This is a genomic window from Candidatus Avelusimicrobium faecicola, from assembly GCA_900540405.1.
In the GTDB taxonomy this organism is placed as follows: Bacteria; Elusimicrobiota; Elusimicrobia; order Elusimicrobiales; family Elusimicrobiaceae; genus Avelusimicrobium; species Avelusimicrobium faecicola.
In genome coordinates, this window is sequence record UQFW01000006.1 from 24,134 (window position 1) to 36,566 (window position 12,433).

The window sequence follows — 12,433 nt, forward strand, 5'->3', positions numbered from 1 at the left end:
CCGGCCTTTTGTTTGGAGTATGCAAACTATGCTCAACATTGTACTTGTCAACCCGGAAATCCCCTTTAATACCGGCAATATCGGCCGCTCCTGCGTGGCCACCGGCACTATGTTGCACCTGGTAGGGAAACTGGGTTTTAAGATAGAATCTAAAGAAATCCGCCGTTCCGGCCTGGATTATTGGCCCAACCTCAACTACCGCCGTTATGCGGATTGGGAGGAATTTTTAGCCGTGAATCATCCGCAAGAAGAAAACTTATTCTTCCTTTCCACCAAAGGCACCAAAAGCTATTGGGATGCCCGCTTTGAAGATAACAGCTACCTGGTTTTCGGGGCGGAGTCCTGCGGGCTGCCGAAAGACTTTTACACCCGGTATAAAGACCGCCTGTATACTATCCCCATGACGGGCCCGGTGCGCTCGCTAAATTTATCGTCTTCGGCCGCCGTAGTTTTGTTTGAAGCGTTGCGCCAAAACCGCAAATAAGTTTTCAGCAGTTAGCACATAATAAAAACCCGCCTGCAACATACAGGCGGGTCATTTTTACCTTTCCTAAAAAATGTTAACGGCCCCAACCAATGGCATCACATATCCGGTCGGCTTGTTTGTTGCCACTGTCCGCAATACAACTGCGTCTGGTCACGGCGCCATTCGCCAGCATTATGGACAGCGTATATCCGGCCTTTTTACTTTTTATAGAAAGAATAACCGTACCATAAATCGGCTGCACTTTGAGTGGTTCAAAATGCTGTTGTTTGGCCGAATCCGTCCCAGCGGCCAAAAAATCCTTTATGTTGGCATAAGAGCCCTCTTGCATCATATAATAGCCGTTGGCTTGGTCTGCCGCCAAAGTTAAATCGTTAATCCCCTCCTGTGCGCGGGCTTTTTCCATAGCGGTTTTATATTTAGGCACACTCGCCACCACCAACAAAGAAACAATAATCATCACAATCAATAACTCAATTAACGTAAAACCTTTTTGCATAAAAAACCTCCGTATTTTTGGGGGTCATAAAAAACCCTTCTTGTTATAGTATAATTCTTTTTGGCCCTGTTGCCACTTATTTTTTATAAAATAACCCTAATGAACGCAAAAAAACTGTTTTGGCTCCTCTTTTTACTCAACCTGTTTAACTATATAGACAGGCAGGTTTTGTTTTCCGTTTTTCCCCTCTTGCAGGCGGATTTACACATTACAGACACCCAACTGGGCACCTTGGCCAGCGTATTTATGCTGGTGTATATGCTGTATGCCCCGCTGGTGGGCTACTTTGCGGACCGCACCCAACGCCAAAAATGGATTGGCGCCAGTGCGCTTATTTGGAGCGCCGCCACCATGGCTTGCGCTTGGGTGAAAAATTACGCCGCCTTACTGACCGCCCGCGGGCTCATTGGCGTGGGCGAAGCCGGATTTACCACCATCGCCCAGCCGTTTTTGGCGGAGAACTTCCCCAAAGAAAAACGCGCCACCTTACTGGCCTATTTTGCGTTAGCGTTGCCCATAGGCAGTGCGCTGGGCTATTTGGCCGGAGGAGTGATTGGCCAGCACTGGGGGTGGAGAGCGGCCTTTATGTTGGTGGGCGTGCCGGGCCTGTTTTTGGGGTTGCTGGCGCTGACTAGAATAAAAGACACGTTCCGCCTGGCCCAATCCCCGCGGGATAGGGCGCGCCGGGTGGATTATTTGATATTACTGCGCAACAAAGCGTTTATTTTTTTATGTTTGGCGCATGCCATGGGCACTTTTGCATTGGGCGGATTTTCCGCGTGGTTGCCCACTTATTTCCACCGTTTTTGGGGTTTTTCGGTTTCGCGGGCAGGGTTGGTTTTTGGCGCCATGGTGGTAGTGTGCGGGGCCCTAGGCACATTTTTTGGGGGCAAACTGGCGGATAAACTCTTAAAAAAGACCCATTTAGCGTATTTTATTACTATTTTTGCTAGTTTTTTACTGGCCTTTCCGTTTGCGGCAGGAGCCGTATTTTGTGCGAAACTGCTTCCGGCACTGCTCTTGTTGGCCGGAGGAATTGTGTGCATTTTCCTGCCCATGGGGCCCATCAGTGCGGCCCTGGTGGCGCTGACCCGCACGCGGGTACGCTCCATGGCGTTTGCAGTAAATATTTTTATTATTCACGCGCTGGGGGATGCTGTTTCCCCGGTGCTGTTAGGCAAGGCGTCGGATATTTGGGGCTTAAAAACGGCCATTTTGTTTTGTTCGTTCGCCGTGCTTCCGGCCTGTTTGTTTACGCTCTGCTCCGCTTGGTTCGCCCGCAAAAGCGGCCGCCTGCGCGAGTATTTAACCCCCAAAACGGAAACAAAATAATAAAAAACGCGGGGAAACCGTTTCGTTCCCCCGCGCCGGAAATATCAAACGCCGGTGCTAAAGCGCAATTTGCAACTTGCGCGCCAAGGCTTTCAGCACATCTTTGGTGGCTTTTTCCTTGCCTAAGCCTTTCAAGGCCAGGAAAACAAACTCCTGCGCGCGGGTAATATCCGGCGTAAAGCCGAAGATTTCCATATAATTCATAAACTCCACCACTTTCATAGCGGCGGCACTGTCCGACGGATTGCGCGCAAACGCAAACGCAAGCAGGGTCAGTTTTTCGCTCACCACCCGGGTTAAATCCGCATTAGCCACATTTAAGCCCAAGGTTTTTACGTCTTCCATTAATTCTTCTATGGCGTTTACGTCCAATTCTTTCGCGCGGAACTCCGCCTTTAAGTCACTCGTCAGCACAAAGTCGGCCACCGTTAAAAACGGCGCCGGCAGGGGCGTGCCGATATATTGCAAACCGCGCACCACCGGGTATTGTTCTTCAAAAATTTGGGTGAATTTTTTGTCCGTGTCTTCGTACACTTTATCCAACACCAAATCAATCACCTTGCGCTGTACGTCCTTAAATAAATCCGTCAGCGCGTACACCGTACCAAACCGCTTGCGGATAAGTTGCGCACATTCGTCATAACGGCCCTTTTCAAAAGATGTTTTTAAGGAAGCAAACAGCGCCTCTTTATCGGCCGGCACATTTGCCGCCGCGCACAAAAACGCCGTGGCCCCTTGCTGTAAAACGGCAAACGCAAAACGGCGTACTTCCAACGTGACGGCGGAAGAAAGTTTCATTTCCCCATAATACAAATGGTTGGCGGGTGCGCTTAACAAAACCGGCTTAAAATCTTCCACCCGGCAATCATAGGCTTGTTGCGGGTTTTGGGTTTTATCCGTCAGCACCGCCACCGCGTGCTGGGCGGCCACTTTTTCAAGCGGCATTTTTTGCGGCAACACAAAGCGCGTGTAAACCACCGCTCCGTTTTTCAAATCCCGGATATTGCTGGGGGCCGCTTCCAAACGCTTGATAAATTCCGGCTCCAAATCCACGCCGCTCATGCGTTTATTTAACTCCGCCGCCCGCGCCGCGTACTGCATAATTTGCACGGTTTCAATCCCGCTGATTTCGTCAAAAAACCAACCGCAGCTGGTGTACATCAGCATAGCAAAGCGTTGCATTTCCAGCAGGCAGAGCGCGCCGGAACGGTCATTCCAGGCTTTCTCTGTGGCGTGGCGCAGGAAAAAGCGGTGTTGGGCATCCAAACTGCGGTCCAAAACCAATTCAATATATTCGTCACGCGCCTGCCACGGGTCCTTAAAATACTGGGCGCCCACCGTGTTAAATGTTTTAACCATTTCGTCGCGGAGCCAGTCCAAGGCTTCGCGCAAAGGCTTACGCCATTTTTGGTGCCAACCGCGGTGCATGCCGGAGTTGCAACCGCAATCGGCCCGCCAACGCTCCACCCCGTGAAAACAACTCCACGACGTATTTTCAAAAATCTGCGCTTCATACTGGGGCGGATTTTTGGCTAAAAACTCCCCGTAAACCGTCACTTGCACATCTGTTTTTTCTTCCACATATTTTAAGCAGTAGGCCAGGGCCATATCGGCAAATTTTTGGTGGTGGCCGTATGTTTCTCCGTCGGTGGCTATGTGCATCAGTTGCGCTTCTTCGCCGGAGTTATAAGTGCTTAACAACCGCCCGGCAAAAGTTTCCCCGCTTTTTAGCGTGTCCGAAAAAGCAATCCCCTGGGAAATCGGCCCGTCGTAAAAGAACAGGGCAATTTTGCGCCCGCTGGGCAGTTGGCACTGGTACGCCCGCTTGGGGTCTACCCGGCCGCCGGAAACATCCTGCCACTGCGTTTGGCCGATAGGGCGCACGCGCGCGCATTGGCCCGGCGCTAAAATTACAAATTTCATGCCACATTCCGCCAATACTTCCAGCGTTTGCGTATTGCAGGCGGTTTCGGCCAACCACAAGGCTTCCGGCTCCCGCCCAAAGCGCTTCTTAAAATCAGCAATACCCCAACGCACTTGGGTATATTTGTCCCGCTCGTTGGCTAACGGTAAAATAATGTGGTTATACGCCTGGGCAATCGCGCTGCCGTGGCCGGAAAAATTTTCCCGGCTGAGTTTATCGGCCTCCAAAATGGCCCGGTATACTTCCGGCTCTTTGCGCTCCATCCAGGATAAAAGCGTCGGCCCGAAGTTAAAGCTGATACGGGCGTAGTTATTAATTAAATCGGTTAATTGCTGTTTGCCGTCTAAAACGCGCGCCAACGCATTGGGCGCGTAGCACTCCGCGCAAATGCGGGAGTTCCAATCGTGGTACGGGGCGGCGCTGTCTTGGATTTCTATTTCGTCCAGCCAGGCGTTCTCCCGCGGGGGTTGGTAAAAATGTCCGTGTATGCAAAGATATTTCATATATATATTTATAGCAATTAATGCTAGAATATGCACAGGAAGTGCTTTCCCGCCGTAGAAACCCTTGATTATTGACGGACGGCGGTTATACTAAAAGTAGGGAGTAGTAATTCCCATTATCGCCGAGGTGCGCTTATGAAAAAAACATTTATTTTGGATACAAACGTCTTGCTGCATGATGTAAACTGCCTGCACGCATTTGAGGATAACGCCATCATTATCCCCATGGCCGTGATTGAAGAACTGGATAATTTCAAAAGCGAAGGAGATACCCGTGGGAAGAACGCCCGCATGGTATCGCGCGCGCTGGACGAAATGCGCAAGCTGGGGCACTTGAACGAAGGCGTCACACTGGGCGGCGGAGGCACCTTAAAAATTGAATTGGACAAGCCCAACATTTTGCCGCAGTCTTTGTCCTTCAATAAGGCGGATAATTCTATTTTGAATATTGCCTACACGCTGGCTAAAAAAGAGGGCGCTTATAAAAAAGACCACGCCCCGGTAATTGTGGTGACCAAAGATATTAATATGCGCCTGAAAGCCGAAGCCCTGGGCCTGGACGCGCAAGACTACACCACCGATAAAGTAAATGTGGACGAGCTGTATACCGGCATGGCGGAAATGGAAGTTTCTTCCGAACAAATTGACGAATTTTACCGCCACAAAAAACTGCCCATTCAAGACGGTTTATATTTCCCGAACGAATTTATTATTCTAAAGGCCAACGACGGCAGTAAAAAGTCGGCCATGGGGCGCGTGGCCAACAACGGCGAACTTTGCATCCGGCCGCTATCCTCGCAAGAGCCTGTGGCCTGGGGCATTAAACCCCTCAATAAAGAACAGCGCTTTGCCATGGAATTACTGCTGGACGACAGCTTGGATATTGTCACCCTGGTAGGCACCGCCGGCACCGGTAAAACCTTAATTACGCTGGCCACCGGCTTGCAACGCACCATGGACGAAAACGCCTACCGCCGTTTGGTGGTGTGCCGCTCCATTGTGCCGGTGGGGAAAGACTTGGGTTTCCTGCCCGGTACCAAAGAAGAAAAACTGGAAGCCTGGATGGGCGCCATTTATGACAACCTGGCCTTCCTGGCGGACCGCAAAAACCCGGACGAAGGCGAAGAAAAAGCCCACTATCTGTTAGATAGCGGCAAGATTGAAATTGCCTCCGTCACCCACATGCGCGGGCGCTCGCTCCCCGGGCAATATATGATTGTGGACGACGCCCAGAACCTCACCCCGCACGAAATGAAAACCATTCTTACCCGCGCGGGCGAAGGCACCAAAGTAGTGGTCACGGGGGACCCGTACCAAATTGATACCCCGTATTTGGATGTGGAATCCAACGGGCTGACCTATTTGGTAGACCGCATGAAAGGCCAAAAAAGCCACGGGCACATTACGTTTACCAAAACGGAACGCAGCCGCCTGGCGGATTTGGCTTCCAAATTACTGTAAACACGTTGTTTTGCACTTTACGCCAAGGGCCTACTTTTTGGTAGGCCCTTTGGCCTATATAAATTGGGTCCAAACGGCACTGGTTAAAAATCCGTTTTTTTCTATAATATATAGAGAGGGAGTCTATATACAAAGGATTTGCTTATGAAAACTTTTATCAGCCGCGTATTAATTGTCGCTTTTACTTGCAATATTTTATTGCCCAATCCGGCCGTTTTTGCCCAGCCGGTTCCCAAGGGGAACGACGTTTTGGTGGCGCCGTGGAATAAGGCCATTCAAACCCCCACCGCCGGGCAACTGCCGGCCACTACGGATATTTACGGCCAAAAACAAGAAGAATACAACGCCCAGAGCGACCAACGCCGCATTAAACGCGGGTTGGATAAAAGTGATGCCCAAATCAACCAATTTTTAGCCAATGGCGATAAAAACAGCCTGGTAGATTTTTTAACCAAAAACGAGCTTCCCAAAGACGGCATCCAATTAGGAATGCAAGAATACGTCCCGGGATTGTTTTTCACCCACCAATCGCAAGAATCGGCCAAAGCGGCGTTAGGCAGCTTAAACAAGCTCTATAATGACGGCCAGGTAGATTTGGCGGATTTGACCGCTTTATTGGGCGCGCCGTCCCCCCAAATTGCCAGTTGGGCCACCGATATTTTACAGGCCGAATTTTCCGTGCAGGACGACACCGACCTGGAAACCTTTTATTTGCTGTTATCCCTCACGCCGGACGTGCAAAAAGCGGCCTTAAAACGCTTAAACGCCCTGGAACAGCAGCCGCTTTCCGAGCGGGACGGCCTGCCCGGGTTTTCCCTGCTTAAAAAAGTAGCCGGTAAGCAAGTGGAATCCCAAGAAAGCGTGGCTTTGCGCGGGAAACTGGAACTTTTACTGGCCGGATTAGCCGCTAATTACCAAACGGTACTCCAACAACAATGGTTCAAACCGCTCCTTCAGTATGAAAACATCCTCAAAGGCGCGGCGGGAGAAGACGGGGCCAACTATACCGTTCTGAACGACTCGTTCCAACCGTCTTTTTATGCCCAACGCAAAGAAGCCCTGCTGAAAAGTATGGACTACTGGCGCACCTTAAAAGAAGTAGTGGATAACGAGCCGAACGCCGCCCGCCTGATGAATGCGGATTACGCCTCCGTAGCGCTGATGAAATACGACGGCGTGGCCGGCTTTAGAAAAGTGATAGACTTTTTGGACAGCCAAAACAAAAACTTAAACGGCACCAAACAACAAAACAATTTAGACCCGGCCAACTTTGCTATCTTAAACACGGTATTTAATAACTTTGCCGCGCTTTATTTACCTTTGATAGAAAGCCGGGATACGGCCCTGCCCGCCAAGCAAAAAAATGAAATTATCAACGCGCTGGCCCATTACGCCAACCACGGCTCCGCGGCGGTGCAAGTATTGGCGCTTTCCCTGTTATCCAAAATGTACGAAGCGGCCGGCCCTAAATGGACGCGCGGGAAAGGCAACGACAATGGCGCCAAAGGCGGCCCGGCCTTAAACAAAAACCAGGCCAATCAAGTAGCCGATAAATTAAAAGATTTTTACTGCCGTTTAGATATGGCGGCAGACCGCCCGGTGCTGAACCTGAACGCAGATAAAAACTTGGAAATGCGCACCCAGTTGGCGCAAGCGTACAACCGTATCCGCCGGGACGCGCAGGGTAATGTGGTAAACGCCCAGACCCCCAATGCCGAGCCGTACATCACCCACAATGGGAAGCGCTACTATATGAAATTGATATTGCAAGCCTCCCCCATAGAAGGCGGCAAGCAACACGCCGCCGGCGGATGGTATTGGGCTACCCGCGATAATAAAATTTTACGCAAGCTCAACCCGCAGGAAGCCAAAGCGGCCGCCGATTATAAACGCTGGGGCAAGTGCTATGTCCGCACCGGGGCAGAGCCCCAAAAATTGGGCTTAGCCGCCAGCGAAAACAAAGACGACCTGATGTGGTTTATTTTATCCTGGGTAGCCATTGGCGGCGTGTTTAATGTCATTGGCAAAGGGGTATCGGCCACCGGCAACGCCTTGCGTTTGGCAAGCCAGGCCCGCAAAGTGCCCTTGGGGCAACGCTTGGCGTACATCCGCAGTTTTACCCAACAAGCCCGCCAGGCCAACAAATTATCTAAAGAATTATCCCAAATGGGGGTGCGGGTGGAACGGGTCGCCCAACGGGCGGACGGCTCCACGGTTGTCACCAACGCGCTGAAAGACGTAAACCCCAAAGGCATTACGCAGGGTTATAAAATTACCCAGCGCTTCCCGGGCGGCAAAACCGTGACCCATAAAATCGCGGGGGAAGTAGTGGTCCGCCCGACCACGGCCGCCGGCAAACTGCCGGTAAAAGCCAACGCCAAAGAAACTATTTCTTCCGTCACGGATTTGGTGGATAAATATGTGACTAAAATTCCGCAAGGGGCATCCAAACAGGCGTACCAGGAAGCCCTGGCCACGGAAAATTTATTCAAAGCCGGGTTGGAAGAACTGACTAAAGGCGCCAAAGAAGCACCGATTTGGATTGATTTTTCCAACACGTCTTATGTTCCCACCAACTATCTGGGGGTGCCGTACACCAAACCGGTGCGTTTAGACGTTTTGGAAGCCATGTCCCAACCGGGCACGGTACTCAACGCGGCGCTTTCCAAACCCGGGGAATATGTGTTAAAGTACGTCAAAAATATCGGTACGGCCATGGGCGGCTTCGCTGTGGCAGACGTAGCTTTGCACCCGGTACAGGATATGCTGGACGGTAAATACCAATCCGCGCCGGAAGGCTCCCCCTGGTATTACGGCCCCGTTAATTATTGGAACAATATGGTTTCCCCGTTGCTTACCAAAGGCGGCTATGCCGAAACCATGGGTTCCTCCATCATTTTGCCGTTTTCTTTAATGAATAAAGGGGTACAGGCTTCTTGGGACGCCATTACCCAATCTGCCCCGATTACGGCAAAGGAAGCGCAGCAACAAGTGGAGCAAAACCCGTATATCCAAAAATATAAAAAAGAAGCGGATAAACGCCAAGCCGAATTTGATGAAGATATGAACCGCCTGATTGTGGCCTGGCAAGAAAGCCAACGCAACCCGGACGATATGTCTGCCGCCAACGAATATTTTGCCTTAGTAAGCCAATATGAGGGCAAATACGCCAACAACACCCAAAACAGCTTCAACCAGAAATGGGCGTTCGTCACGCGGTGTTTGGCGGAAGGCATTAACCCGTATGACTACCAAAAACAGGTGGATGAAAACGGCGTAGCGCAAGATGCCTGGTTGCAATTCGGCAATTAATTCATACATACACCTCGCGGGCACTTTTTGAGAAGTGCCCGCCTTTTTTGGGCTTAAAACCAGGCCGCCGGGCTTTTCCTCCACGCCACGCCGGGCCACACCACACCACGCCACACCGCGCCCGGGCCGCAGTTTCCTTTTTATCCCTAAAATCCAGGCGCCGGGTTATCGCGCCCCAGCAACTATCCGGCCTTCAAACAGCGGCCAGTGTATATGCAGGGGCAAAATATAAGTTTTTCCCCCGCACCGCACGGCCTTAAAACAGCCTTGTTTTTTGTTTACAAAGCCACCAAAAAGGAGCCCTCTTATTCGTAAGAGGGCTCCTTTTCTAACCGTTTCCAAAGGCTTAATGCAAGCCGCACTTGCAAACGTGGTCTTTTTCGTACAGTTCCAAACTTTCCTTTTCCTGCGGTTTATATTCACCGGTGCGGCGGATAAGTTCGTCAAAATCAATGGTTTTGGAGGGGAACATCGGGCCGTCCACACACGCAAAACGCACCTTGCCGTCCACCGTCACGCGGCAGCAACCGCACATCCCGGTACCGTCCAGCATAATGGGGTTCAAACTGGCGTGCGGCTCAATGCCCAGCCGCTCCATTAAGCGGGAAGTAAATTTCATCATGGGAATCGGCCCGATAATAAACCCGGCGTTGATTTTTTCGCCGCCGTCCGCCAACGCTTGCAGGGCGTCCGTCACCATGCCTTTTTGGCCGTGGGAGCCGTCGTCCGTGGCGCATACGGTGACGTCGGACACCGCGCGCATTTCTTCTTCCAAAATCAGCAAACTTTTCGTGCGCGCCCCTAATACGGACACCACCCGGTTCCCCGCCTGCTTAAACGCGCGGGCAATCGGGAATACTTCCGCAATCCCTACGCCGCCGCCCACAACGGCCACCGTGCCGTAATTTTTAATTTCCACCGGCGTACCCAGCGGGCCCGCTACGTTCGCAAAGCGCTCACCTTGCGCCAGGGAATTAAACATCACGGTAGATTTACCAATCGCCTGGATAATGACCGTAATGGTGCCTTTTTGCGCGTCCCAATCCACCAGGGTCACCGGCACTCTTTCGCCGGTTTCGTTCGCGCGCAAAATAACAAATTGCCCGGCTTTGGCCGTTTTGGCCACCAGCGGTTTGTAAATGACAAATTTGGTGACGACATCACTTAAATTTTCTTTTACTAAAATGGTATTTTCTTCCATATTATTTTCCCCCTTTCAAGTAGGCGTCAATGCGCCCGGCGGCTTCCAGGCCGTCTTTCATAGCCAACAGCACGGTAGCGCCGCCGCGGATAATATCCCCCCCGGCAAACACGCCCGGCAGAGAGGTGGCCCCGTTTTCGTCCAGTTCCAACACCCCGCGCGGCGTGGTTTTTAAGCCCGGCGTATGTTTGGGCAAAATGGGGTTGGGTTTCTGCCCGATTGCCACAATAACGGTTTCAACTTCCTGCACAAAATCAGAGCCCGGTATTTCCACCGGCCGGCGGCGGCCCCGTTCATCCGGCTCGCCCAGCTCGTTGCGGGTAAAGCGAATCCCGGTCACGCAGCCTTTTTCGTCCTGTAAAATTTCTTTCGGCGTGACTAAAAATTCAAACTTGATGCCTTCTTCTTTGGCGTGCTCCACTTCCGCGGCGCGGGCGGGCATTTCGGCGGCACTGCGGCGGTAAGCAACCGTCACTTCGTCCGGCCCCAAGCGCATGGCACAGCGGGCGGCATCCATGGCGCTGTTTCCGGCGCCCAACACCACTACGCGCTTGCCCACTTTAATCGGCGTATCGGTCTGCGGGAATTTGAACGCCTGCATCAGGTTAATGCGGGTTAAAAACTCGTTGGCGCTGTATACGCCCACGCCGTTTTCCCCGGGCACCCCCGTCATGGTGGGCAGACCCGCCCCACTGCCGATATACACGGCATCATATTCTTTCCGTAAATCTTCCACCGGGATAGTGACCCCGGCCAAAACGTCCGTCTTAAATTTTACGCCCATGGCCTGCACGGTTTCAATTTCGCGGTTGATAACTTCGCGCGGCAAACGGAAAGACGGAATCCCATAGCGCAGTACCCCGCCGTATGCGTGCAGGGCTTCTAACACGGTCACGTCGTGCCCCAAGCGTTTGAGCTGGGCCGCACACGCCACCGAAGACGGCCCGGAGCCGATACACACCACTTTTTTACCGGTGGGAGCCGCCGTTTGCGGGGCTTTCAACAAGCCCTCTTTGCGGGCCGTATCGGCCACATAGCGTTCCAACATACCGATATTTACAGAACCGAATTTGGCTTTTAATACACAGTGGCCCTCACAATGTTTTTCTTGCGGGCAGACGCGGCCGCAGATAGCGGGCAAGAGGCTGGTTTCCATAATTTTACTGGCGGCCTCGCCCACTTTACCGTCTTTCAACAGGGCAATAAACGCCGGGATTTGCACCCCCACCGGGCAGTTGGCCTGGCACTGCGGATTTTTACAATTCAAACAGCGCTCGGCTTCGGCCAGGGCTTCTTCTTTGGTAAAAATTTCGGCTACTTCTTCAAAATTATGCTTGCGCACTTCGGGTGCTTGTTGCTTGCCGTTGTGGCGCGGAGCGGACGGATTAGGCATAAAAAACCTCCTGCTAACGTAAAAATAAGATGGGCAAAAACACTTTTTGCCATTATACTATTTACACAGGGGTTTAGACCCCCTGTAATTGTTGTACAATATATATAACATTATAGCAAAGCAAAAGGAGGGGGACAGTATGTGCAATAAATGTAAATGTGCCGGAGCGGGGCTTGCCGCTTTCTTATTAGGTGCCGTCGTGGGTGCGGCGGCCGGGGTGTTGTTTGCACCGGCTAAAGGGGAAGTGACCCGGCAGAAAAGAAGCACATTCCATTTAATATTACAGACAAGAAGTTTATAGAAGCGTATTTTGATATTCTGCAC

General features: G+C 51.7%; 8 protein-coding genes and 1 pseudogene. 5 read left to right on the forward strand and 4 right to left on the reverse strand.

Annotated elements, in window-relative coordinates; all coding sequences use genetic code 11:
* Positions 1-28 precede the first annotated feature (28 nt).
* Complete coding sequence (locus ACQY18_RS01345; RefSeq protein WP_176778019.1) at positions 29-484, forward strand: tRNA (cytidine(34)-2'-O)-methyltransferase; 456 nt, start codon at positions 29-31, stop codon at positions 482-484.
* 76 nt (positions 485-560) lie between these two features.
* Here ACQY18_RS01345 and ACQY18_RS01350 read toward each other — a convergent pair whose 3' ends face one another.
* Positions 561-983, reverse strand: coding sequence for a type IV pilin protein (locus tag ACQY18_RS01350; RefSeq protein ID WP_428038554.1), 423 nt, complete (start codon positions 981-983; stop codon positions 561-563).
* A 99-nt stretch (positions 984-1,082) separates the two neighbouring features.
* On the opposite strand from ACQY18_RS01350, the gene ACQY18_RS01355 reads away from it, so the two are divergent.
* The gene (locus ACQY18_RS01355) at positions 1,083-2,315 is read left to right on the forward strand and encodes a spinster family MFS transporter (RefSeq protein WP_428038555.1); all 1,233 of its coding nucleotides are present in this window, start codon (positions 1,083-1,085) and stop codon (positions 2,313-2,315) included.
* Positions 2,316-2,372: 57 nt separating this feature from the next.
* Here the strand turns inward: ACQY18_RS01355 and ACQY18_RS01360 are convergent, their stop codons facing one another.
* Positions 2,373-4,742 carry a DUF3536 domain-containing protein gene (locus tag ACQY18_RS01360; RefSeq protein WP_428038556.1) on the reverse strand — a complete coding sequence of 790 codons (2,370 nt, stop codon included), beginning with the start codon at positions 4,740-4,742 and terminating at the stop codon, positions 2,373-2,375.
* 135 nt (positions 4,743-4,877) lie between these two features.
* Between ACQY18_RS01360 and ACQY18_RS01365 the strand changes: the two genes are divergently transcribed.
* Entirely contained in the window at positions 4,878-6,203 is a 1,326-nt protein-coding gene (locus ACQY18_RS01365) for a PhoH family protein (protein ID WP_176778023.1), read from the forward strand.
* A 144-nt stretch (positions 6,204-6,347) separates the two neighbouring features.
* Positions 6,348-9,515, forward strand: a complete 3,168-nt coding sequence (locus ACQY18_RS01370; protein ID WP_428038557.1) for a hypothetical protein — start codon at positions 6,348-6,350, stop codon at positions 9,513-9,515.
* A 346-nt stretch (positions 9,516-9,861) separates the two neighbouring features.
* Here ACQY18_RS01370 and ACQY18_RS01375 read toward each other — a convergent pair whose 3' ends face one another.
* Both ACQY18_RS01375 and gltA read right to left on the reverse strand, forming a co-directional pair.
* A complete protein-coding gene (locus tag ACQY18_RS01375) occupies positions 9,862-10,716 on the reverse strand; it encodes a sulfide/dihydroorotate dehydrogenase-like FAD/NAD-binding protein (RefSeq protein ID WP_428038558.1) in 855 nt (284 codons plus the stop codon).
* Between the two features lies 1 nt (position 10,717).
* A complete protein-coding gene (gene gltA, locus ACQY18_RS01380) occupies positions 10,718-12,109 on the reverse strand; it encodes an NADPH-dependent glutamate synthase (RefSeq protein ID WP_176778026.1) in 1,392 nt (463 codons plus the stop codon).
* 139 nt (positions 12,110-12,248) lie between these two features.
* Here gltA and ACQY18_RS01385 point away from each other — a divergent pair.
* A pseudogene (locus ACQY18_RS01385) lies at positions 12,249-12,368 on the forward strand (YtxH domain-containing protein); the annotation flags it as partial.
* Positions 12,369-12,433 lie beyond the last annotated feature (65 nt).